At 60.5% G+C, this 24044-nt stretch carries 22 protein-coding genes; 16 read left to right on the plus strand and 6 right to left on the minus strand.

What is annotated here, in order from left to right; all coding sequences use genetic code 11:
* Positions 1 to 81 precede the first annotated feature (81 nt).
* Both mnmE and HYT87_00400 read left to right on the plus strand, forming a co-directional pair.
* The gene (gene mnmE, locus HYT87_00395; GenBank protein MBI2058206.1) at positions 82 to 1500 is read left to right on the plus strand and encodes a tRNA uridine-5-carboxymethylaminomethyl(34) synthesis GTPase MnmE; all 1419 of its coding nucleotides are present in this window, start codon (positions 82 to 84) and stop codon (positions 1498 to 1500) included.
* A gap of 13 nt (positions 1501 to 1513) precedes the next feature.
* Positions 1514 to 2350, plus strand: coding sequence for a hypothetical protein (locus HYT87_00400; GenBank protein MBI2058207.1), 837 nt, complete (start codon positions 1514 to 1516; stop codon positions 2348 to 2350).
* Positions 2351 to 2505: 155 nt separating this feature from the next.
* Here HYT87_00400 and sppA read toward each other — a convergent pair whose 3' ends face one another.
* A complete protein-coding gene (gene sppA / locus HYT87_00405; GenBank protein ID MBI2058208.1) occupies positions 2506 to 5115 on the minus strand; it encodes a signal peptide peptidase SppA in 2610 nt (869 codons plus the stop codon).
* A 17-nt stretch (positions 5116 to 5132) separates the two neighbouring features.
* On the minus strand, positions 5133 to 5900 hold the full coding sequence (locus tag HYT87_00410; protein ID MBI2058209.1) for a ComF family protein: 768 nt from the start codon (positions 5898 to 5900) through the stop codon (positions 5133 to 5135).
* 119 nt (positions 5901 to 6019) lie between these two features.
* Here HYT87_00410 and HYT87_00415 point away from each other — a divergent pair, with 119 nt between their 5' ends.
* The 11 genes from HYT87_00415 to HYT87_00465 all read left to right on the plus strand — a co-directional run bounded on the left by HYT87_00415 (position 6020) and on the right by HYT87_00465 (position 17693).
* Positions 6020 to 6298 (plus strand): PqqD family protein, encoded by a 279-nt coding sequence (locus tag HYT87_00415; protein ID MBI2058210.1) that lies wholly within the window; start codon positions 6020 to 6022, stop codon positions 6296 to 6298.
* A gap of 129 nt (positions 6299 to 6427) precedes the next feature.
* Complete coding sequence (locus tag HYT87_00420) at positions 6428 to 7249, plus strand: AAA family ATPase (protein MBI2058211.1); 822 nt, start codon at positions 6428 to 6430, stop codon at positions 7247 to 7249.
* Entirely contained in the window at positions 7250 to 8482 is a 1233-nt protein-coding gene (locus HYT87_00425; protein ID MBI2058212.1) for a hypothetical protein, read from the plus strand.
* 176 nt (positions 8483 to 8658) lie between these two features.
* The gene (locus HYT87_00430; protein MBI2058213.1) at positions 8659 to 11175 is read left to right on the plus strand and encodes a VCBS repeat-containing protein; all 2517 of its coding nucleotides are present in this window, start codon (positions 8659 to 8661) and stop codon (positions 11173 to 11175) included.
* 13 nt (positions 11176 to 11188) lie between these two features.
* On the plus strand, positions 11189 to 11371 hold the full coding sequence (locus tag HYT87_00435) for a hypothetical protein (GenBank protein MBI2058214.1): 183 nt from the start codon (positions 11189 to 11191) through the stop codon (positions 11369 to 11371).
* Entirely contained in the window at positions 11368 to 11823 is a 456-nt protein-coding gene (locus HYT87_00440) for a S24/S26 family peptidase (protein MBI2058215.1), read from the plus strand. The genes HYT87_00435 and HYT87_00440 overlap by 4 nt, the downstream gene beginning before the upstream one ends.
* A 144-nt stretch (positions 11824 to 11967) precedes the next feature.
* Positions 11968 to 12537 carry a CDP-diacylglycerol--glycerol-3-phosphate 3-phosphatidyltransferase gene (pgsA, locus tag HYT87_00445; GenBank protein MBI2058216.1) on the plus strand — a complete coding sequence of 190 codons (570 nt, stop codon included), beginning with the start codon at positions 11968 to 11970 and terminating at the stop codon, positions 12535 to 12537.
* A 15-nt stretch (positions 12538 to 12552) separates the two neighbouring features.
* The gene (gene glpK / locus HYT87_00450; GenBank protein ID MBI2058217.1) at positions 12553 to 14031 is read left to right on the plus strand and encodes a glycerol kinase GlpK; all 1479 of its coding nucleotides are present in this window, start codon (positions 12553 to 12555) and stop codon (positions 14029 to 14031) included.
* 162 nt (positions 14032 to 14193) lie between these two features.
* A complete protein-coding gene (locus tag HYT87_00455) occupies positions 14194 to 15054 on the plus strand; it encodes a UTP--glucose-1-phosphate uridylyltransferase (protein ID MBI2058218.1) in 861 nt (286 codons plus the stop codon).
* Between the two features lie 34 nt (positions 15055 to 15088).
* Positions 15089 to 16771, plus strand: coding sequence for an energy-dependent translational throttle protein EttA (gene ettA / locus HYT87_00460; protein ID MBI2058219.1), 1683 nt, complete (start codon positions 15089 to 15091; stop codon positions 16769 to 16771).
* 31 nt (positions 16772 to 16802) lie between these two features.
* Complete coding sequence (locus HYT87_00465; protein ID MBI2058220.1) at positions 16803 to 17693, plus strand: hypothetical protein; 891 nt, start codon at positions 16803 to 16805, stop codon at positions 17691 to 17693.
* Between the two features lie 12 nt (positions 17694 to 17705).
* Here the strand turns inward: HYT87_00465 and HYT87_00470 are convergent, their stop codons facing one another.
* From HYT87_00470 to HYT87_00485, 4 genes are all read right to left on the minus strand, one after another.
* Positions 17706 to 18326 (minus strand): DUF3943 domain-containing protein, encoded by a 621-nt coding sequence (locus HYT87_00470; protein ID MBI2058221.1) that lies wholly within the window; start codon positions 18324 to 18326, stop codon positions 17706 to 17708.
* Positions 18323 to 19570, minus strand: a complete 1248-nt coding sequence (locus HYT87_00475; GenBank protein ID MBI2058222.1) for a redoxin domain-containing protein — start codon at positions 19568 to 19570, stop codon at positions 18323 to 18325. Before HYT87_00475 ends, HYT87_00470 begins: the two co-directional genes overlap by 4 nt.
* Positions 19571 to 19670: 100 nt before the next feature.
* Entirely contained in the window at positions 19671 to 20654 is a 984-nt protein-coding gene (locus tag HYT87_00480) for an electron transfer flavoprotein subunit alpha/FixB family protein (protein MBI2058223.1), read from the minus strand.
* A gap of 2 nt (positions 20655 to 20656) precedes the next feature.
* A complete protein-coding gene (locus HYT87_00485; protein MBI2058224.1) occupies positions 20657 to 21412 on the minus strand; it encodes an electron transfer flavoprotein subunit beta/FixA family protein in 756 nt (251 codons plus the stop codon).
* A gap of 355 nt (positions 21413 to 21767) precedes the next feature.
* Between HYT87_00485 and HYT87_00490 the strand changes: the two genes are divergently transcribed.
* From HYT87_00490 to HYT87_00500, 3 genes are read left to right on the plus strand one after another with little or no spacing between them, the layout of a single operon-like run.
* Positions 21768 to 22379, plus strand: a complete 612-nt coding sequence (locus HYT87_00490) for a PIG-L family deacetylase (protein ID MBI2058225.1) — start codon at positions 21768 to 21770, stop codon at positions 22377 to 22379.
* 21 nt (positions 22380 to 22400) lie between these two features.
* Complete coding sequence (locus tag HYT87_00495) at positions 22401 to 23618, plus strand: undecaprenyl/decaprenyl-phosphate alpha-N-acetylglucosaminyl 1-phosphate transferase (GenBank protein MBI2058226.1); 1218 nt, start codon at positions 22401 to 22403, stop codon at positions 23616 to 23618.
* Positions 23615 to 24040 carry a cytochrome c gene (locus HYT87_00500; GenBank protein ID MBI2058227.1) on the plus strand — a complete coding sequence of 142 codons (426 nt, stop codon included), beginning with the start codon at positions 23615 to 23617 and terminating at the stop codon, positions 24038 to 24040. Before HYT87_00495 ends, HYT87_00500 begins: the two co-directional genes overlap by 4 nt.
* The last annotated feature ends 4 nt before the right edge of the window (positions 24041 to 24044 follow it).

Here is a 24044-nt window from a genome sequence, read left to right on the forward strand (position 1 = left end):
AGAGAATCACAAATCCCTCGATTCGGCTTCGGTCGGATCGGGGGGTTTTTTTTCACCCCTGTCTGTACTAAGCTTCGGCCCGTGCGAAACGACACGATCGTGGCCATCTCAACTCCCCCCGGAATCGGCGCCCTCGGCATCGTGCGTCTCAGCGGACCGGAGGCATTGGATATCGCAGCAAGATCCTTCGATCCCGTTGGGGCGAGGCATGCCTCGCCCCTACAGCCCCGCCACGCCCACTTCGGCCGCCTCGTCGATCATGACACGGGTGAAACCGTCGACGAGGGCATTCTAACCTGGTTCCCCGCCCCCAACTCCTACACGGGGGAAGACGTCGTGGAAATGTCTCTCCACGGAAATCCCCTCATTCTCGAAAAGGCCGTCGGTCTCCTCTGCCGACTCGGTGCCCGATCCGCCTCACCCGGTGAATTCACCCGTCGGGCCTTCTTGAACGGCAAGATCGATCTGGCGCAGTCTGAGGCCGTGGCCGATATCATCGGGGCGTCCAGCGAAGCAGCCCTGCGGGCGGCGCGACGCGTGAAACAGGGGGATCTCTCCCGCGAGGTCGCCAACTTGAGGGAAGAGATCATCGCCGCGCTCGGATATACCGAAGCCGTGATCGATTTCGCCGAGGAACCGGACGTGCAGGAACACGCACGGGTCGATATCGAAACTCGACTGAAGAAGTGCGAATCGATGATTACTGGACTCCTCGCGCTCCACGGAAAGGCGCGACGACTCAGGGAGGGATCCATCGCCCTCCTGGCCGGAGAACCCAACGTGGGGAAATCCAGCCTCATGAACCGCCTCACGGGTCGCGACGTCTCCATCGTCCATCCGACTCCCGGGACCACCCGTGATGTGGTGCGAGAATGGATTGAGATGGACGGCTTCCCCGTCGAACTCCACGACACCGCCGGCCTCCGCCCCACCTCCCACCTCTCGCCTCTCACCTCTCACGACGAGATCGAATCCCAAGGGATCGCCAGGACGAAAGACCTCTTCGATCAGGCCGACCTCATCGTCTGGGTGCTGGACGCCAGTGCGCCAAGAGGCGTTCGTTCCGTCGAGGAATTCGCCCAATGGATGAACCAGGCCAACGGCTCGCTCGCCCGAAGCATTTTCGTATTGAATAAGTCGGATCTGGGCAGCACCGTCGATCTCTCATGGCTCCCCTCGCCGTCCACAGACGTCGTCCGCGTTTCCGCACTCACCGGCGAAGGTGTCGGAAACCTGCGGAGGGCCTTGGGGGAGAAGCTGGCCTCCGGAATTCAGTCCAACTCCGAGATGCTCCTTCTGCGACCCCGGCATGTCCAGTCCCTGGAGATGGCCCGTGCCTCCATCCAGGAATGCCGGAACCGGCCTCTCGGCGAAACCGCGCCGGACCTCCTCGCCATCGACCTGCGCGAAGCGGTGGCACACCTCGACGAAATCACCGGCACGATCTCCACCGAAGATCTTCTGGACCGTGTATTCTCCGATTTCTGCGTGGGCAAGTGAGGAGCGTGAACCCGTGAACCGGACGGGATCGCACGATCATGCGATGGCGCGTTCCAGGTCTTTCGGTCTCACAGGCTCACGGGCTCACGGGCTCACGTGCATCCTACTGTTCACTGTTCACTGTTCACTGTTCACTTCCTCCTGCGCCTGGTCGAGGAAGAGTACCCGCGATGGCTCAGGGCCTGCCGCGGAATCCAGCCCCGAGCCGGCCGCTCCCCGGCGCGCCCTCGTGGTCGATTTCGAAGCCGACCCCCGGGAACGTGAGGCAGTCCTGGCTTCCTTGAAATCGATCCAAGGCCTCCAAATTGAAGAGATCAAGTCCTCCAGCCTGTCGGATCGGACGCTCCTGTACTTCAAGCCCGATTCGAAAGACGATGCCGGTCGACTCATGGCCCGCACCAAGGGCGCCATGGCCATCGACTCCATGCCCTGGGGAGGGCCTTACGACATGGTCGTCTTCCTAAGGAGCAAAGGCTCGGCCGCGGCCAAACCCGATATCCCGCCGCCCGCGCCCAAGCCCGCGCCTCCAAGCTCGGAAGTCGTGTACTACGTCACGGCACAAAAGTACTTCCGGATCGCCCAGCATCAGGCCACCCCGGAAGGAACCGTCACGCTCACCATCGAAAAATCCGGGGACAGCCAGAAATGCTTTCCCAAGGTGACCCTCCGGGCCATGACGGAAGACCGGCAGGTTGTTTCCGAGGACACGATCAAGGCAGAATCCTTCCTGACCGCCCTCGTGGGCTACCGGGAAGATCTCAAGCTCTCCTACCCGCCCGAGCCGCGGGTGAAAAACCTGCAAATCGAAATCAAGGCATACGACGAGAAGGGTTCGATCATCCTGAACTGAGCGGTCAGCACTCTGCCTTCAGCAATCAGCTTGGGAGCAGCTAAAGCTGCTCCCCTACGGGTTGCCGCCGAATGCTCCGTAGGGGAGGACCTTTAGGTCCTCCCTTCTGCTCCCCTACACGCCCAGGCTGAAAGCTGATTGCTGATGGCTGAAAGCTATTCCAGCCCTACCGGTCCTAGGAAGAAAAACGGCCCTGCCTCAAAGTCAAGATTCAATAGAGAGGCCGGAGCGGCCACCAGAGTCTTGAGGAAGCTGCGCAACGCCTTCGGACGCGGCCACTCCACCACGCGAAGATCCGCATCCTCCGGGATTCCGGCCTTTTCACGCGCCAGATCCAGGCTTTCGAGCAGTCCCCCCTCCCGGTCCACGAGCCCGCGCTCGCGGGCCTGCCGCCCCGTCCACACCCGGCCCCCGGCCAAACCTTCCAGCGCCCCGGCTTCGAGGCCGCGGCCCTCCCGAACTTTGTCCAGAAATACCCCGTACCACGCATCCACGCCCTTCTGAACCTCCTTCACCTGCTCCGGCGTGAGAAGCGTCACATCCGACTCGACATCGGCATGACGCCCCCGCTTGAGAATCTGCTTTGTGATGCCCAATTTCTCATACAATCCCTTGAGCACGAACTTCCCGTAGAACACTCCGATGGATCCGGTGATCGTCGCGCCGTCCGCGAGGACCGGCCGGGCGCCCATCGACAAATAGTACGCACCGGACGCACCAACGCTCCCCATGGAGACGACCACCGGCTTTTTCTGCGAAAGCCGCCGAACCGCCGCCCAGATCTGATCGGAGGCGAAAACATCCCCTCCGGGACTGTTCACGCGGAGCACCACCGCCCGCACGCTCCTCGCGCCTTCCAATCTCCGGAGCACCGCCACCATCGAATCCGCGAAGGTCGCCGCCGATGTGAAGAACGGGAATCTCCCTCCTTCGCCTCGGGCCAAGACTCCTGAGACATAAACCACGGCGATGGTTTCCGGGGCGGCCCAACTTTCGCCCGATTCGTACTCCGCCTTCACCCGGGCTTCATCCCAAACGCGCGATCGGCTTCCGACACCCTGCCGCACCTGCTGCTGGGCCTCCTCCCATGTGGACGTCCCGTCGACAAGACCTTCGTCCACGGCCTCCTGCGCGCTCAGAAAACCCCGGTCCACCAACGCTGCGACTTTTTCGCGGGACAGCCTTCGCCCCTCGGCAATTCCCTCCACCATCTGGTCGAACAGGTCCCCCAGCATGGAGTCGAGGTTCTCCCTATGCTTGGGTGAAAACTCCTTTTCGGTGAACTGTTCCGGCGCCCCTTTGTATTCGCCCGCGCGCACGAACTGGGGCACCACGCCCAGCCAGTCCAACGTGCCCTTGAAAAACATCCCTTCGATTTTCAATCCCAGTAGCTCCAAGTGCCCGTGGGGATAGAGGAGGATTCGGTCCGCCGCCGTCGCCAGGTAGTACTCCTTCAAGGCGAACGCTTCGAGATACGCCACGACGGTCTTCCCTTTCTTCCTCAGCGCTCCCATGAGCGAGCGGATTTCCTGTAGCCGCCCCAGGTCCACGTTGAGGGAGCGAATTCGGAGAAGTACAGTGTGGACTTCCTCATTCTCCGCCAAGCGCCTGATCCGCGCCGCGAACTCGAGAAAATGGTCCCGTTCATCGAAGAGAAACGAGACCGCGCGCTGGTCGGGCAGTTCGGAGGGGACGAGAATCTCCGCCACCGCATTCTTCTCAAAGAGGGAATCCTCATGGGCCGCGCCGTGCAGATGGAGCATCGCCAACGCGGGAGTGATCGCCGTCTCGGAACCTCCCGGACCCGAGGCGGCCGTCGCCATCGCCTGGTAGCCGACACGCGCATGACGGGTCTTCAGAAGAAAACCCAACAACATGGTCTTGCGTTCAAGACCGTCGTCCGTTCGGAATCCGGATTGGAGATGCACTCCGGGCTTGAGAACCTGGTCCCAGCCGAGGTCGAGGACCCCGATCGACGACCGTGCACCCTTCACGCCGGTGAACATCTGTTGCCAATCCGCCGTCACCGTGGTGAGGCTCTTGAAGGGCCGGACCCCCACGCCGATCCTAGGGCTGACCTCGATCGGTTGTTTCGGGTACTCGTCTTTCGTGTTGGCAAGCCTGAAGTTTGAATCGGCGCGATCGATCGGGACCAACCCCCGGCCGTTCTGACTGCCGAGGTTATAAAGCGCGAGGCCGACGGACACACGAGGCGCGCGGTAGAGGACACCCAAGTCCACCAACCCCAATCGATCAAGGCCATGGCCGGTCCCGCCGTCCACGGCATGGAACGACAAGCCATAGTGAAACCGATTGGCTCCGAAGCCAAGACCGATTGAACCTTTGATCAATGAGTTGGGCAAGTCCCCCGAGGATCCGGTTTCGGGCGCCCCCCCCTCCTCCGGCTGAGAAACTTCAGTTCCACCGCCAGGCAGATCCGCCGTCGATCTGTCCATCCTCTGCGCGGAAACTCCCAGGGGACCGCTGTGCATCAGGAGACCGAACCGATTCCCTCCGCCCTCCGCGGGTGGCCGATTATAGAAGAAGGATGTATTCCATCCCGGCCCCACGCCCAGGCCCGCCGGGTTCATTTCGAGGAGATTCGACGCCTCCGGATAGGCCACCGACGCGGGGAAAAACATCGCGCCCTCACTCCGGGGATCCAGCGGAGCTGCCCGCACGGGCACCGTGATGAGTGAACAGTGAAGTGTGATGAGAAAAATCAGGATCCGCAATTCTCGCCGGGGTTTCACTTCACTCTTCACCCATCACTCCTCACAACCTACAGCGCCCTCGCCACGGTGACGGCCTCCACGCGAGCCGCCCCGGCAGCCTTCAACGTCCTCGCGCACTCCGAGAGCGTGGCGCCCGTCGTCATCACGTCGTCCACCATCAATATCCGCCGACCGTCGAAACGACCACGCTCCGCTTGGAAGGCCCCGCGCAGGCTGCGCTCCCGTTCTTCGCGAGGGAGGGAGGATTGCGGCGGGGTTCGTCGGACCTTTCTCAACCCGGTTCGCTCCACCCGGACTCCAACGGCTCGGGAAAGTTCTTCGGCCAGGAGGGCCGTCTGGTTGTACCCCCGCTCGATCAGCTTGAATCGATGCAGGGGAACCGGCACGATCGCGTCGAGGCGGCGCGGAGCCTCCGAGAGAATGTCGCTCTCCGTCAACAGCGTCTCGGAAAAGAAGAATCGCAGCCCGCTCCTGCCGTGGAACTTGAAATCAAGTATGGCGGACTGCACCGGTTCTTCGTAGACGAAAACAGATCGGACCCGGTCAAAGTGCGGTGGATCCTTCAGGCATCTCATGCACCGATGTTCGGCCGATGCGCTGTCCGGAAAAGGCTGCCCGCACTGGATACACCTTGGCTCCGGCACGTGCCGCATGGCCGCGGTGCAGGTCGGACAGATCCCGCCGCCGGAGTCCGCTTCGAGCAGCATCACGCAGACACCGCAACGCGGTGGGAAAAACAGGGCAATCAGGCTCCGCACCGATCGATCGACGCCTCCCCAGACTCCGGCGCGGGGGACCACAACCCCAAGTTCCATGCCGCAGTGTTACCAAATGGAGGAATGGCTGGCAAACGGCTCTCTGCCCGCCGTCCGATGTGACGGCACACAGCCTTTTTTGTTGACACGTTGAACAAAAGGAAGTAAACTTAGAAAATGTGAAGGGCTCTAAGCTCGGAAAAATCTCCTATCATCCAGAGATTGCGTTCAGAATCATCGACGGCGAGGCGGTTGTCATCACTCCGAAAGATGGTGTGATGCACACACTCAACCACGTAGGCACCGCGCTCTGGAAGATGCTGGAAAAGAAACCGACAAGGAATGATCTCGTGGACTCACTTGTCGAGGCGTACGAAGTCACCCCCGCTGCGGCGAGGAAGGATGTCGATGGCTTCGTCGCGGAGTTGATGTCGAAAGGATTGGTGCTGGTGGAGTGACGAGGCAATCGTGTGCGTATCGATTCCTTTCCTCGCCCTTGGAGCGATGCGGAAAGGACGATTGAGGGCGCAGATGGGTCGACGACAGGCGGCGGATCCTCGCCGCAATCGGGAGCAGGGCTAGGCCCCATGTACAAAGACTACTGGGGTTTCAAGTTCTACCCCTTTGAGAACGTGGTGGACCCGAAACTGTTCTTCCGGTCCAGCGTGCATCAAGAAGCCCTCATCCGGATCATGTATGCCATCAAGAACAACAAAGGCATCGGAGTCCTTTCCGGCGAGGTGGGGAGCGGCAAGACCACGATTATCAGCTACGTGTGCGCCCTGATCGCCCGCTACGGGTACCAGATCATCAATTTTGAGGCACCCCTCTTCAGACGATGGGAATTCTACAAGGAGGTCGTCAATCAATTCGGGGCGGCGGTCCCGGTGGCGGCCGGCGGAAACGTCAGCCAGGTGGCCATCATCGAGCAACTGCGGGATATCCTCCTGCGCCAAGTCCGCAACGGCGCGGGATCCGTCGTCTTCATCGATGAGATTCAGCTCGTGGAGGACGAAGGCGTCTTCGAAGAGATTCGGCTGCTCTCCAACTTGGTCTCGAACGGCCGGAACCTCGTCACGCAGATTCTCGTCGGACAGCCCCAGGTTCTCAAAAAGCTCGAGAGCATGCCCAATTTCCAGCAGCGCGTCGCCATTAACTACCATCTCACGCCGCTCAGTCACGGCGAAACGCTTCGCTACGTCCTCCACCGCATTGAGAAGGCCGGTGGCAAGGAAGAAATTCTGGACAAGCCTTGTTATGACCTGATCTTCCAGTACTCCCAGGGTCTCCCGCGCGTCATCAATACGCTGTGCGACCTCTCGTTGCTGGTCGCCGCGGGGGTGAAGGCGAAAAGCGTGGCCCCCGAGGTGGTGGACAAGATCGCATTCGACCAGGGGTTCAGGAAGTAGATGGTCTCGAAGGACATCCCCTTGGACGCCGACTTGGAAGAACGGCCCTCCGCTCCCGGCGAGGGCCTTCGCTTCAGCGAGTTTTTCGAAGATCCCTTCGCGCAGATGAAGGAGATGCCGCCCAAGCCGGCCCCCCCCGCCGACCTTCGTCATGCTCCCCCCCCCCGACGGGACTCCAAGGTCCTCCCCTTCGAGGAGGTGGCGGAGGCGAAACCCGAAAAAGACGAAAAAGCCAAGGGGGACGAGGCGGCGGAGATGAAGATCGCGCAGATTACGGTCGCCAAGCAGTACCAGTCTCTCCGCAAGCAGCTCCACCGATTCTTCCAGGAAGTGGAGGAGAAGGGCGCAATCGTGGACATGGATGGCATCATCGCTCCGCTCACGGAAATTATGGCTCACCTCCAAGATCACGAGGACTTCTATGTATACAGGGTCTTCTCCGTCTCCAAGGGGGACTACGAGGCCGACCCCCTGCTGTATCACTCGATTGACGTGAGTCTCCTCTCGGCAGTTCTGGCCTCTAGCCTGGGTTTTGCCTCCGCCGCCCAGATGCTCGAAATCGCCCTGAGCGCAATTCTGGCGGATGTGGGCATGTTGATTACGTGCAAGGATCTCTGGTCCAAAACTGAAACCCTGACCGAAGAGGACCTGTCCAGACTGCATGAACATCCCATCGCCAGCTTCAAGCTCTTGAAACCCGTCAAGGGGCGCTTCCATTTTCTGGATCTCGTGGTCCTTCAAATTCACGAGCGGGAAGATGGAAGCGGGTATCCCAACCGCCTCACGTCGGCGCAAATCCATCCGTTCGCCAAGATCATCGGTCTGTGCGATATGGTCGAAAGCCTTACACATCCCCGCAGTTGGCGCGATGCGCACACGCCCTATGACATGGTGAAAATCCTGCTGGCCGAGGGAAGGAAGTTGTTCGATCCCAAGATTCTCAAGCGGTTCCTGCAGCGGATCACGCCCTTCCCACCGGGAACCCTCGTCCAACTCAACACCGGAGAGTTCGGCCACGTCATCCGGGTGAACCGCGACAATCCGCTCAGACCCGTCATTCACATCGGAGGAACCAAGCGCGGTGACGCCGGAATCGATCTCAAGAAATCCCCGTTGCTCTACGTCGTCAAATCGTTCAAGCCGGGAGAACCCCTGCCGGCCGCCAAACCCGCCGCTACCGCGGCGCCAGGATCTGATGTCGATTCATCTCGCCGTCCCCGGAGCATTGCGTAGGGGGCGGCGCCAGGATCTCATGTTGATTCATCTCGCCGTCCCCGAAGCGAAGCGGAGTGGGGCGGCGCCAGGATCTCATGTTGATTCATCTCGCCGTCCCCGAAGCGAAGCGGAGTGGGACGGCGCCCTGATGTTTCAGCAAGGATGCACTCTTCGTCCATGCAAGGAGGTGGGAAATGACTGAATATCCCCGATTGCGCATGATGCTCGCCGCGCTCCTTTTTGCGGCGTGCGCGAAACAACCGCTGATCAAAAAAGACGCCCCCGGATGGTCCCTCGTGCGGGGCATTTTCGAGACGAACGGTTTCTTCCGCGATGTGGCCGTCGGCGACGTCAACAACGATGGGTATCTGGACGTCATCGGAGGCAACTCCAAGGTGGGAGGCATCAACGTTTGGCTGAGCTCGGCGGAGGGATCCCGCCTGGACCTCTCCATGCTGATTCGGAAGAATCTGCTCGTGGACACGATTGAGATCGGCGATGTGAATAGCGATGGTTGGAACGACATCGTCGCCTCCCCCAGCGGCCGAGGGATCGAGGTCCTCCTCAACGGTCGGGACGGAACCTGGTATTCCGCCGGGATGCTGGCCCAAGGCGGTTCGTATTCCACCCTTCGAATGACGGACCTGAATGGCGACGGCGCGGTGGACCTTGTGGGATGCAACTTCCAATATCGCGACCAAATCGCCGGGATCCAGGTGTGGTTGAATACCGGCAAGGGCAAGTTCGATACGGACACGGGCCCTCGCTCGGAAGGCCAGTGCCGAGATGTCATCGTCACCGACTTCGATGGAGACAACAAGCCGGACATCGTCGCCGCCTTCTGGGGCCCCACAAGCTCCGTGCGAATCTGGCGAGGAGACGGTCGAGGGGGCTGGTGGGCCTACCCCATGTCCCCCCAAATGAAGCAAGGCATCTGGAGTGTTGGGGTGGCCGACGTGGACAAGGACGGACTTAAGGATCTCCTCGTGGCGCTGTATCCCAACAGGGGCGTCTCCGTGATCCGCAACAAAGGGGAGGACGGCTGGGAGAAACCCAAGCCGATCTTCAAACGGGGCAATTTCTGGAAGATCTGGGTCGGCGACCTCAATGGCAACGGCCAGCTGGACTTGGTGGGGGCCTCGCACACCGGAGCCGGCATGCAATGGTGGCAACAGGATGGATCGTGGCAGATTCAGGATGTCGGGCTTCCCATTCGAGGTGATTATTACGGCTTCCGGGTCGGCGATCTCAACGGCGATGGAACACCTGAGATCGTCGCCGCTTCCTACGGCGAAGGTATCCGCCTCTGGTCCACGGGGAACGCCGGAAAGCTTTTCGGTAGCGCGAAAACCGGAATACTCCCGGTGGGCACGACCCCTCTGGAATTGGATTCGACGTCGGAAACCGGCAATTATCGCCGGGCGCCCCTCGAGACGACCATCGTCATCTACTTCGACCATTCCCAAATCGCCCTTTCGGCCCAGGCCAAATCCGCGCTCGAATACGTCGTGGCCTTCATCAAGAAACATCCGGGCGCCACGGTCGAATTGGTGGGCCACGCCGAGCCGGACGCGCAACTCCCACCCGCGATTGAGAACTTGGAGAAACTCTCGCGGATCCGCGCCGAGTCCGTTGGAGATTATCTGTCCGAGCTGGGGGTGAACAAGAGCCTCATCACCTTCAGCGCGCTGGGCGAAACCGCTCCCCTCTCCCCCGTCCCAGAGGCCAATCGAGCTGTGGAAGTGGTCATCAAGCTGCCCGAAGCCGAGCTGCCACAGTCGGCGTCTCAGGCAGCCGCCGGAACCGAGATCCCGCCGCCACCGCGGTTTGTCGAAGAAAGGCCGTATGTCATCGGGCCGGGGGACGTTCTGGCGATCACACTTTGGCAGAGAGGCAAACCCGAAGCCTATGTCGTGAATGTCCGGTCCGATGGAACCATCTCCTTCCTTTTTCTTCGGGATGTCATGATCGCAGGCAATAGTGTGAAGGACGCCATCGCCGCCCTCGAAAACGAATTGAAGCGATACTACAAGGAGCCGCTGGTCGATGTCGTCGTCAAAGAGTTCAACAGCCAGCGGGTTCTCGTGATCGGCGCCATCGGAGGAACGACTGCTGCCGCGGGATCACGCGTCGTGCCGCTCTCCAAGCCCACCCGCATCGTGGAGGTAATCGCCGCCGCCGGGGGGCCGAACATCGATGCGGATCTGAAAAACGTCTCCATCGCCAATCCGCAGGGGCAGACGCAGTACATCAACATGTTCCGGGTTCTCTTCGAAGGCGACCAATCCCAGAACATCTACGTGTCGCCCGGAGAGGTCGTCTTCGTCCCCTCCCTGCAGCAGTCGGTCAACCGCATCTACGTATTCGGCGAAGTCCTGCAACCCGGCGCCTTTCCTCTTCGCGACGGGGCCACCATTCTGGATGTGATCGCGGATGCAGGGGGCTACTCCCTCCAAGCCAAAATCAGCGGCGTGGGAATCCTCAGGCCCGGCCTGGAGCGACCTGAAATTCTCACCGTCAACCTTGAACGATTGGTCAAGAAGGGAGACAGCACCCAGAATATTCCGATTCAAAACCGCGACATCATCTACGTGCCCCGACACGCCATCTACACGATCAACCAATGGGTGGCCGCGTACACTCAGTTGGCGGGAAGCGTCTTGCTTCCCTTGAACTTGGTGACCCAGATCAACGCCCTTCAGAAGCAGTGAGAGGAGAGCCCGGATGCAGAGACTGAGCCCTTTCGTTCTTTACCTCGGAATCGTGAGCACCCTCGCCGGCGGAATCCTGAGGGTGGGGGAGGCGCATATCCACGGTGTTGGGCCCAAGTCATTCGCCGCCTTGGCCGGGCTCTGCTTCCTCTACTCGATCGCCGCGTCTCTCCTGCCGAAGAAATCGGATTCATGAATACGGGTGCCACGCGCTCGGCCCTCCACGACGAGCTGGCCCGGGACCATCTGGTGTCCACTTTGAAGGCGGGGAGGCCCGTGTCGTTCCGCGTCCGGGGCGGCAGCATGGAGCCTTGGATCCACGATGGAGACATCGTGGAAGTCGAGCCCGATTCGGTTCTCGAAAAGGGAGACGTGGCCCTGGTGGAAGATGCGCGAATCCTTCGGGTTCATCGCGTCATTGACGCCGGGACGGACGGGATTCGAACGGCCGGCGACCGCCTCAAGAGAGCCGATCCTCCGGCGGCGTGGAAGCGGGTCCTGGGCCGGGTGAAACGCGTAACGAGAAACGGTCGAACGGTCCACCTGGCGCTCCACCCGGCCATCGGTCGCGTGTGGGCGGCCCTCTTTCCACTTCGACCCCGCCTGTTTCCCATCCTGCGCACAATCAAGCGTCTTGCCCAAGCCTAGTGCGGCGTTGAATATGTCCTGCAAGAGATCCCTGACTTACGCGCCGCACGGTAGCCCCGCTCTCAACCCGTGATACTCAATAAAGGCGGGGCGTATGTACCTTGTTGCCGGAGCATCACTCGCTCCTGATCGACTCCAATGCCAATGCAACATGGTGCTAAGATTCTGAATTGGCCGAACGTCGTCACGTTCTGCAGGATCCTGTCCATCCCGGCGATCCTCTATCTGACGTGGCTCGACACCACCTCCACCTGCTTTCTGGGCGCCCTGCTCTTCACCATCGCCTCGTTCTCCGATCTCCTGGATGGATGGCTGGCGCGTCGTCTGGGACAGGTCAGCCCCATGGGGAAGCTCGTCGACCCGCTCGCGGACAAGCTGCTCATCATGACGTGCCTTATCCTTCTGGTGTCCGTGGAGGACCGACTGAATCCCTGGATGGCCATGGTTATCGTGGGACGGGAACTTGCCGTGACGACTCTTCGCGGTGTGGCCACCACCCAAGGCGTGGTTATCGCGGCTTCAAGCACCGGAAAGCGAAAAACACTTTTTCAGAACATTGCTACGGGCCTGCTGATTCTCGATCGGCCCTATTTCGGGCTTCGGGCGCACGACGTGGGTATGGTCTTCATGTGGATTGCGCTCGTCTACACCGTCTGGTCGGGTTTCGACTACTTCCGAAAATATCTGCGCAGCGCGCTGGGGGAAACGCGCTGAAGCGAAAGGAGCACTATGTCCAAGTACGTTCTGGCCATTGATCAGGGCACCACCGGTACCACCGTCCTCCTGATCGGCAAAGATCTCCAAGTGTACGGACGGGGTTACAAGGAAATCCGCCAGATCTACCCCCAACCGGGTTGGGTGGAGCACAATCCTTCCGATATCTGGGCCTCGGTTGGACAGGCCGTCCAAAAGGCCTTGGCCGATGCAAAAGCCAAAGGCAAGGACATCGCGGCCATCGGCATCACCAATCAGCGCGAGACATGCCTGTTCTGGGATCGAAAGGACGGTCGAACGCCCCACAATGCCATCGTCTGGCAATGCCGAAGAACCTCCGAACGATGCGAGCGCCTGAAGTCCCTCGGCAAGGAGCCCCTCATTCAACAGCGCACCGGGCTGGTCATCGATCCCTACTTCTCCGCCACCAAGATCCAGTGGCTGATCGAAAACGTGAAGGTCGTTCGAAACAAGATCGCAGACGGCCAGTGGCTCGCGGGAACGATCGACAGCTTCCTCCTCTGGAAGTTGAGCGGAGGCAAGGTGCACGCAACCGACCCGAGCAACGCTTCCCGAACCAGCCTCATGAACCTGCGAACGTTGCGCTGGGAACCCGAACTGCTCGGGCTGTTCAACATTCCCTCGCACATCCTTCCGGACATCCGGCCCACATCCGATGTGTACGGAACAACAAAAGGTCTTTCCTACCTTCCGGACGGTATCCCGATCGGAGCGCTCGTGGGCGATCAGCAGGCTGCGCTCTTCGGCCAGATGTGCGTAAACCAGGGCGAGGCCAAGTGCACTTACGGAACCGGGGCTTTCCTGTTGATGAACACCGGACTTCAACCCGTGATTTCCCGTCACCGGCTTCTCTCCTCCGTGGCGTGGCAACGGGGAATGGACGTCTCCTACGCTCTCGAAGGAAGCGTTTTCGTTTCCGGCGCAGCCGTGCAATGGCTGCGGGACGGCCTGGGCTTCATCAAGAAATCCGAGGAAATCACTCCTCTCGCGCAAAGCGTGAAGGACAGCGGCGGTGTGGTGTTCATCCCTGCCTTCGTTGGACTCGGCGCGCCCTATTGGAAGTCAAGCGCCCGCGGCGCGCTGGTCGGACTGACGCGCGGCACGACGCGCGGCCACATCGCGCGCGCCACTCTGGAGGCCATGGCCTTCCAGGTGTGCGACATCATGAAGACCACGGAGGAAGACTCCGGGGTGCGCGTCACGTCCCTCAAGGTGGACGGCGGCGCCGCCCGAAATGATCTTCTCCTCCAATTTCAGGCCGATCTCCTCGAGGTAGAGGTGATCCGGCCGAAGGTGATCGAAACGACGGCGCTGGGCGCCGCCCTGCTCGCCGGCTTGGCCGTGAACTTTTGGAAGAGCATCGGAGCGGTAAAGGACGCCTGGAAGGAAGAAAGACGCTTCCGGCCGAAGATGAAGCCCGAAGAGCGCGTCGTCCACCTCAAACGTTGGCGCGACGCCATCGCCAAGATATAAGCGCTCGCTCCCCTTTCCCATCCTTTGGGCCTATCCCAACACCCCCAAACATGTAGGGGAGCATCTTCAGATGCTCCCTCTTCATGGAAGCAGCTAAAGCTGCTCCCCTACACGCTTACCCACCTCCCTCTCGCCGAGCGCGAAGGGATGGGGTGAGGATTCGTGCAAATCCGCAAAGCTGTCATCCCCGCCGCCGGCGTCGGCACCCGTCTCCTCCCCGTGACCAAGGCCGTCCCGAAAGAACTCCTGCCCATCATCGATCGGCCCTCCATTCAGTATGTGATCCAGGAGGCCGTGGACTCCGGCATCCGCGAAATCGCTCTTGTGGTTTCCCCAGGGAAGGAGGCGCTCATCGACTACTTCCGCCCCTCTCCCCATCTGGAAAAGTGGCTTCGAAACAAGGGCAAGCCGGACCTTGCACGAGAACTGGAGCAGATCTCCCGCATGGTGAAGATCACAAAGATCGTTCAACGTGAACCGCTGGGGTTGGGCCACGCCGTCCTTTGCGCTGAAAGGTTCATTGGACGGGAGCCGTTCGCGGTTCTCCTGCCGGACGACATTTTCGACTCTACCCCCCCATGCCTGAAACAGATGATCCGCCGCTGGAAGAAAGTCCATGCGCCTCTCGTGGTCCTCGATCGGGTGGATCCGTTGAAAACGGCATCCTATGGGATCGTTCGCGGGCGTCTCGTTTCGAATAGGCTCATTCGCGTGGAGGATTTGGTCGAGAAACCCGGACCCAAGAATGCCCCATCGCGGCTGGCCGTCATCGGCCGGTACATCCTTACCCCAGCGATTTTCGACGCCCTACGGAAGACACGCCCCGGCTGGGGTGGCGAGATCCAGCTCACGGACGGGCTCCGATTTCTCGCCCGTACAGGCCCCTTTTACGGCCACATCTTCAGCGGTCGGCGGCTCGACATGGGCAGCCGCGCCGGCGTCGTCGAAGCCATCCTCCACTTCGCCCTCAAACGCAAAGATCTCAAAGCCTCCGTCCGACGCCTCCTGAACACCTCAAAGTAGCCCCGCCCCTCGAAAAAGGGTATACAAGCCGCCTATGCCGGAAGCCAGCGGACAGGTCATTTTCTCGATGCGCGAGGTCGGGAGGGTCTTTCTCAAGAAACCCGTCCTCAAAGACATCTCGCTCGGCTTCTATTACGGCGCGAAGATCGGCGTCCTCGGCCTGAACGGCTCGGGCAAGAGCACCCTCCTCCGAATCATGGCCGGGGTGGACACGGAGCACACCGGTGAGGTGGCCCTGTCGAGAGGATACTCCGTCGGCCTCCTCGAACAGGAACCCAAACTGGACAAGTCGAAGTCCGTCCGTGGGGCCGTCGAAGAAGGCGTCGCCGATACCACCAAGTTGCTCCGCGACTACGAAGCCGTCAGCGCAAAGCTCGGAGAAGACATCTCTCCGGAGGAGATGGAAAAGCTTCTTGAAAAGCAAGGCGCCCTTCAGGAGAAAATCGATGCCGCCGGCGGATGGGAGCTCGACAGCAAGCTGGACCTTGCCATGGATGCTCTGCGATGCCCCCCCCCGGACGTGAACGTGGCTCAACTCTCCGGCGGCGAGCGGCGGCGCGTCGCCCTCTGCCGGCTGCTCCTTCAGGAACCCGACATCCTTCTACTGGACGAGCCGACGAACCACCTCGATGCCGAATCGGTCCAGTGGCTGGAGCAACATCTCCGACAATACAAGGGCACGGTCGTCGCCGTCACCCATGACCGGTATTTCCTCGATAACGTCGCCGAATGGATTCTCGAACTGGACCGCGGTGAAGGGATCCCCTGGAAGGGCAACTACTCCTCCTGGCTCGAACAGAAACAACGCCGGCTGGCTCTCCAGGAGAGGACGGAGGCTCAACGCCAAAAGACCCTCGAACGAGAACTGGAATGGATTCGCATGGCACCCAGGGCGCGGCACGCCAAGAGCAAAGCGCGCATCTCAGCTTATGAAAAACTCCTCAGCGAGGAGCAGGAGGGACGGCAGGAAGATCTGGAAATCTACATTCCCGCGGGCCCCCGCCTCGGAAACCACGTCATAGAAGCCCGGCAGGTGTCAAAGGCCTTCGCGGACCGCGTCCTCCTTGAGAACCTGAGCTTCAAACTTCAGCCCGGAAGCGTGGTCGGCATCATCGGCGCCAATGGGGCTGGGAAGACGACACTGTTCAAGATGATCGTGGGCAGGGAGAAACCCGATTCCGGCCAGTTCTCACTCGGCGAAACCGTGAAACTGGGCTACGTGGACCAGGATCGGGACGCGCTGGTGGCCGAGAAAACAGTCTGGGAGGAGATCTCCGGAGGATACGATGCGGTCGAGCTCGGCAAGCGCACCGTCAACTCGCGGGCCTACGTCGCCCGGTTCAATTTCTCGGGACAGGACCAGCAGAAGCGCGTGGGAGACCTCTCCGGCGGCGAGCGCAATCGCGTACACATGGCCAAAATGCTCAAGAGCGGGGCGAATGTGCTGCTCCTCGACGAACCGGCGAACGATCTGGACGTAAACACGCTCCGCGCCCTCGAAGACGCGATCGCCAATTTCGCCGGTTGCGTCCTCGTCATCAGCCACGACCGATGGTTCCTGGACCGAGTGTCCACTCATATTCTGGCCTTCGAAGGCGAAAGCAGCGTCGTCTTCTTCGACGGAAACTACACCGAGTACATGGAAGATCTCCACAAGCGCCTCGGTCCCGCCGCCGACCGCCCTCACCGCATCAAGTACAAGAAGCTCACGCGTTGACGCTCTCCTCCCGAGGGCGTAGCATTCAGCCATGGGGCCTTCCACCGGCCGTGGGTTGATCGCTGCCTTCACTTCTCTTTTTCTGCTTCTGGACGCACCCTCGTACGGCATTTCAGAGAACGCGGACGAAAGAAAAGCGCCCGACTCCTCGGAGTCACCGCTTGAGAAGATAGGGGCGGAATACGGAGTCAAACCGGGGAGAAGGGACCCGCCTCCCCGAAGCTTTCCTGCCGCCCCCAAGGAGAAGGAGCCTGGAACCTCGGGCCAAGGTTCCGATGCAGGAGGCTGGGTTGAGCTTGTAGGCAAAGTCTTGGAGGAGGTCACCGATTCCAAGGAATCCGAGGAAGAAAGCCATGGTGGCCGGGAAGAACCCTCCTCGAAGAAAGTATCATCCTCCGGTGTGTTCAAGTTCAACAAGACCTATCGCCATCCTTGGCGGAGAGACCTGAGGGCCGAGGCCCTTTCTTCCTCAAGGATCTCGGGCGTGGGTGTCTCCGCCGCAGTCAGAAAGATCGGAGGGTTCGGAATCGAGGCGGAATCGTTCAGCTTGGCAGATCGGGGGCCGGGATCCCAAAGCGAGCTGCTCCTTCTGGGAGCACATCCGTTCGCTTCCCTATCACCCCACCGGTTCGTCGAGGTCCTGGTCGGCGCCGGGTTCTACAATGGCAGCAAGACGCTGTCGGGAAAAGACAGCCGGACCGGGCCGAGCGCCCTATTTCGTCTGATCGCCCTGCCCTACACACCATGGACGTTGGAGGCCGGGCTGGAATCCAGCCGAATCGGCGGGAGATTTCTTTATGAACCGAAACTCAATCTGGGCGTGAAGCTCTTTCCCTTCTCTGTAAGCGCCACCTCGCGAAATCTGTTGACCCCTTCCCAGAATATTCACCTGCTCGGCGTCACATTCGGCACTTCATTCTGATTTCCTCTCGGGTCACCGGTCTATCGGGCGGGGCTTGGCGTCCCACCATTCGTTGAGCTTGCGGATCGGATCAAACAGGATCGACAGAGGAAGCTTGACCGGCTGGGGCAGGCCGCTGCGTTCGACCAGTAGACTGGTTTGGTGGAACCCTTCTCCGAGCACCGCGCCGGCCACACCCGTCACGATCATGTCATTCGCGCTCACTCGGTCGGTGAACTCTCCCACGTACTCCCAAAGGAGACTCCCGCCAAACGAGAAGCCCAACGAACCGAGCGGCCCGAAACCATTGGATCGGCCGATCTGGTAGTACAGGACCCCGTCGTAAACGTGTCCCAACGAATTCACGACGAAGGTATTCGTGTCGAATTCCCACCCTCCCCTGATCTTTCCCTTCAGGCCATCCCAAGTGGGCGGGTAGACAAACTTGCTTCGGTTGTTCTCGCGTTTCGAATAGTGAATCACCGTACCTGTTCCAATGAGGGCCGAGAGCTCGGCAACCGCCCGCCCCGTGCGCCTCCCTCCCTCCCCCACGAGGGGTTCTACCGATATGGGATCGGCCGGCTCGGCCGACGCTACGGGCGCGGCTTCAAGCGTGAGGGTGAACGATAGGAGGGCTGGAAACCAATGTCTCACTGAGAGGTGGGAATCAATCCGGCGGGCGGGGGTTCACCCCTTGGAAGCGCCTTCTCAATCGCACGCTCAAGGTCATTCTCACGAACCTGCCCTGGCCACAATCTGAGGATCGTTCCCTTCTCGTCCACAAGATAGCTCGCGGGAAGACCGATCAGGCCGAGCTTGTCTCCCACCTTGCCTTCCTTGTCGACCACTACGGGATAGCTGATGTCAAACTCCTCGATGAAATTCTCGATTTCCTCCATCTCGCTGTCTTCGGCAATCGCCACCACGGAGAACCCTCTCTCCCGGTACTTCTCGTACAACTTCACAAGCTCCGGAGTTTCCAACCGGCAGGGTCCACACCACGTGGCGAAGAAATTGAACAACGTCAGCCGTCCGGCCAAATCGCTCGCCCGCACCGCTTGGCCCTCCAAGGTGTAAAATGTTTGGGACAAGTCAAACTTCTCTTTTCTCACAGCCGCTGTCCCGTCCGCCCCCTCCGGCCCGGCGGCCAGCCCCGGGTTGAACCGCTCCACCACCGAATTCAGGAATTCCAGCTTCGAGGAAATCCGTCCGAACTGGTTGGTTACGAGGAGAGCCCCAAAAAGCAGGAGCAAGATTCCCGAGCCGATCTCGACGGCGCGCAGGTACCCCTTGGCCTTCCTGAAGAATCCCAGGAACCTTCGGAAGAAGACGGCCGACAAGAGCAGAGGAACACCCAATCCGGCGCTGAAAAGAAGGAGCAAGATCACCCCCTGGCGAACGGTTTCCTTCTGGGAAGCGAGGGCCAACACTCCGGCAAGTAGGGGGCCGATGCAGGGCGACCACGCGATTCCAAAAAGGCCGCCCGCAAACAAAATCCAAACGAGCCCCGACCGCTTCCGACCCACTTGAAACTTGCGTTCGGTGAGGAGGAAGGGGATCTTGATCAGGCCGGTCATCTGGAGGCCCAGCAGGCCCAGCACCCCGCCGGCAACGATCCGGAGGAGATCCTGGTGGCTCCGCAGCGCCTGGCCGACGGCCGTCGCCGAGGCCCCCATGATCGTAAAGATGGCGGAGAACCCCACGACAAATACCGCGACCCTGAAGACCAGATTCGCAAGGGCGCGACGATCCTCGCCTCCCTCTGAATGGATCTCCAGCACCGACATGCCCGCGATGAATGAAAGAAAGCCCGGCAAGATCGGGAGGAAACATGGGGAGACAAACGACAGAAAGCCCATGAGAACTGCCGAGCCCGCGTCGACCATACTGACACCCATCAGAGAATGGTATCAAATCGGCTCTGCTGAGCCAAAAGCCGCCTCAAAATGGAGCGGGGCCACCCGGCCCCGCTCGACCTGCTATCTCGATGGCTGTTCCCTACTGCTGCGCCTTCAGGCTCTTGAACTTCTCCGTCAGCTCCGGAATCACCTTGAAGGCATCTCCGACGATGCCGTAGTCGGCCACCTCGAAGATCGGCGCATCGCCGTCCCGATTGACCGCCACGATGACCTTCGAGTCCTTCATTCCGGCCACATGCTGGATCGCTCCGGAAATGCCGAACGCGATGTAAAGCGTTGGAGCCACGGTCTTGCCCGTCTGGCCGACCTGCCAATCGTTCGGCACCCAGCCTGCATCCACCACTGCGCGCGTCGCACCTATCGCGGCGCCGAGGACGTCGGCCAACGGTTCCATCAGCTTCTTGAAATCTTCCGGAGTCTTGAGCCCCCGTCCGCCGGAGACCACGACACCGGCATCCACGAGTTCGGGGCGCTCACTCTTGATCGCCTGGAACTCTTTGAACGATGCCCCGTTCGACGCGGGGGAACCCGGATCCGACTTCTCCACGGGGGCCTTCGATCCGGCTTTTCCCGGCGCGGCAAAGGCTGTGGTTCGAACCGTCAGGAGGACGGGTTGACCCTCGAGCTGAACGGTAGCGATCACATTTCCAGCGTACATCGGTCGCTTGAACACCTTCCCCGACTGGCCGGACACCACTTCCATCACTTCCGTAGCCAGAGGGGCCTTTAGCTTCGTCGCCACTCGCGGCAGGCAATCCTTCCCAAACGAATCGGCCGGCGCGATCAGCGCCTTAGCGCCGGTCTTCTTGACCAGTTCGCCCAGCGCCGAGGCATACGCCTCTCCAAGATAGTCCTTCAATGAGGGGCCATCTACAGCCACAACCTTGGAGGGTCCGAACCCGGCCAGCTCATCCGCGGCACCCGAGATATTCGAGCCCATGACCACGCCCACCGCCGGCACGCCCAGTTCCTTGGCCAGGATCTGAGCGGCCCCCAACGCAGAGAGCGTCGATTTCTTCAGTTTTCCATCCTGCTGACCTACAACGGCTAGTACGCACGACATGGTTAAATCACCCTCGCTTCGTTCTTGAGTTTGTCGATGAGCTGATCCACCGATTCCAGCTTCACGCCCCCCTTCCGTTTCGGAGGGGCTTCCATCTTGAGGACCTTGACTTTCGGGGCGAGGGAAATCCCCAACCCTGAAATGTTCAACTCCTGGATCGGCTTGCTGCGCGCCTTCATGATACCGGGAAGCGAAGCGTACCTCGGCTGATTCAGTCGCAGGTCCGCGGTGATCACGGCCGGGAGCTGGATCACCTTGACCTCCAAGCCGCCATCCACCTCGCGCGTGACCGTGGCCGACTTCGCATCCGCCGCGACCTCGACCTTTGACGCGAAACACGCCTGAGGATAGCCAAGGTACTCGGCCAGCGATTGCGCCACCTGATTGGAGTCGTCGTCAATCGCCTGCTTGCCCATGACGATCAGGTCCGGCTTCTCATTCTGAACGACCTTCTGGAGGATCTGGGCCACACTATCCGGATCGAGAGGCGATTCCTCCACCACCAGGATGCCGCGGTCGGCCCCCATGGCGAGCCCCGTGCGGATCTGCTCCGTGGAGACCTTCGGGCCGACGCTGACGAGAACGATTTCCGAACCCGACACCTTTTCCTTGATCCGGATGGATTCCTCGATGGCGATCTCGTCGAATGGATTGATGACGAACTTGACGTTCTCCGTGACGATCCCCGAACCGTCCGGCTTGACCTTGATCTTGGTTTCGGGGTCCGGGACCCGCTTCACCGTTGTGAGTATCTTCACATTGCACCTACCCTTTCAGCATACTCGCCGCCTGGTACGAACCGGCTTCCACCGCTCTACGAGACCCCCCTCATCGAGCGTGCGGTTTCGTCCCGGCGCGATGCCGTTGCCACCTTGCTCGCAGGCCCTGCCCGCCTGCTCTTCTTTCGTGGCACCATGACGCATTCCCTTGGTGCATTCCCTTGGTGCCGGGCCGACTTTTACCAAAACCCCCGGCAGCTTGCAAGGGCGGGTCTCGGTCGGTCCCGAGTTGGAGCTTGAACTTTTTTTCACACCTCCCTAGACTCCATCGGAGGATGGGCTGTTCAAGAACCTTGGGACACAAGATCCTCCCCCACGCTGCGGGGCATGCCCGATGAAGCTCCTCGCCATCGGAGCACACCCGGACGACATCGAGTTCGGCTGCGCCGGCGCCCTCATCAAGTTCCGGAAGCAGCAGGAGGCCGAAGTCTACCTCATGATCATGACGGCCGGAGAGAAGGGCGGCAACGCGGATATCCGCAAGAAGGAGCAGATGGAAGCCGCCCGCATCATCGGCGCGAAAGAAGTCTTCTGGGGTGATTTTCACGACACGGAGGTCACGAACAGCCGCGAGGCCATCGGCACGATCGAGAACGTCATCCGGGAGGTGAAACCCGATTGGGTCTTCACCAACCATCCGAACGATACGCATCAAGATCACCGAAACCTGGCGCTCAACATGGTGACCGCCACCCGCTTTATTCCGCGCGTGCTGTTCTTTGAAAGTATGACGAGCGTGGAATTCAGTCCGACGGTGTTCGTGGACCTCGAATCCACCATCGAAGAGAAGCTCAAAGCGCTGGGCGCCCATCGCTCGCAGGTGGAGCGGACGAATATCGCCGGACTCTCCGCCATCGAGATCTCCCGTTCGACCGCCGTGTCGAGAGGCATCCAAGGCCGCAGCCGATTCGCGGAAGGCTTCGTTCCGCTCCGGTATGTTCTCTAGCCCTCACACCGCCGCCTCATCGTGACGCGACTGACCGGCCGGATCTCCGTCCTCATCCAACCCGCGATGATCGTTGTGATGGGGATGCTCCTGCCCTATTGGCTGAGAGAGCTTACGGATCCCTCGGGCTGGCAGCGGGCGACCATCATTTTCGCCTTTGCCTTCGCCTGCACGGTGCTTCTGGTCCCCATGGTGAAACTCGTCGCCGACCGCCTCCATGTGGTCGACGAGCCAGACGAACGCAAAGTCCACACCGTCTCCACTCCGCTTTGGGGCGGCTTCGCCATCTATGTCGCCATGATCGCCGCCATCTATCTCGTGGGGATCTACTACCCCCGCATCCGATGGCTCATCATGGCCCTCACCCTCCTCACGTTCACAGGCATGCTGGATGACTACCGGGGCGTTTCCGCGCTGACTCGGCTGATCGTGCAAGGCCTGGCGACCGCTCTGGTGATCCACGGTGATGTGGTCCTCACCTTCCTTCCCAACACGTGGTGGGGAGTGAGCTTGGAATATGCCTTGACAGCCCTGTGGATCATCGGGCTTACCAACGCGTTTAATTTCCTCGACGGGTACGACGGGCTAGCCGCCGGCCTGACGCTCGTAGCCGCCTTCGCCATGGGAGCCATCGGGCTGAAAGTCGGGTCTCTCGGCTACGCGCAGATTGCCTTCGCTCTCGCCGGAGGCTGTCTCGGATTCCTGCTGTTCAACTTCAAAATGCGCAGCCGGGCCGAGATTTTCCTGGGCGATGGAGGCAGCACGCTTCTCGGCTTCTCCATCGCCTCCCTGGCCGTGATGGGGTCCTGGGCTGAGGATCAGTGGGTCTCGCTCAGCATTCCGCTGATCATTCTTTTTGCCCCGATCTACGACATGTTTCTCATTACGGTCGGGCGGATCTATTCCGGGAAGGTCCATTCGTTCAGGGAGTGGATCGAGTACACCGGAAAAGATCACTTCCACCACCGAGTCGTCAACCTTCTTGGAAATGCGCGCCGGGGCGTCACCGCCATCTGGCTCCTGACCGCACTGGTCGGCATCGACGGCTACATTCTGATTGATTCGCCGCTCTCGGACGCCTTGTTGATCGTGGGCAAGTATGTTATGGTCTTCGCCGTTCTGACGTGGGTTTTCATCCTGCGTGAGAGACATGAGAAGGCGGTTGCTGCCCTAGGCGAAAAGCAGACCCCATCCGTACGATTGATTGCGGGAAGGGGTGTGCGGAAGGAGGCCAAATGAAAAATATTGGAAAGTTCTTGTTGACTGTGGGAGCGATATTGACTCCCGCGATCGCAAACGCAGCGGACAAGAAGGGCAACGTCGAAGAAGGAAAGAAACTCTACGCGCAATTCTGCTCAAATTGTCATGGCGCGATGGGGAAAGGCGACGGGCCGGCGGCTGCGGTCCTCAATCCCAAGCCGGCCGATCACAGCGATGCAGCTAAGATGTGCGAGATCACCGATGATATTCTCTTCAAGGTGATCAAGGATGGAGGCGCTTCCATAGGCAAGTCCCCCGTAATGCCCGCCTGGGGCCCCCAACTCAAGGACGATCAGAAAGTTCAGGACCTCGTCGCATTCGTCCGGAGCCTTAATGTGAAAGGCTGCAAGGGCAAGGCCGGCGGGGGCGACAAGAAGAAAGAGCCCGAGAAGAAGAAATAGTCCT

It is taken from the genome of Nitrospirota bacterium, assembly GCA_016180645.1.
Taxonomy (GTDB): Bacteria; JACPQY01; JACPQY01; order JACPQY01; family JACPQY01; genus JACPAV01.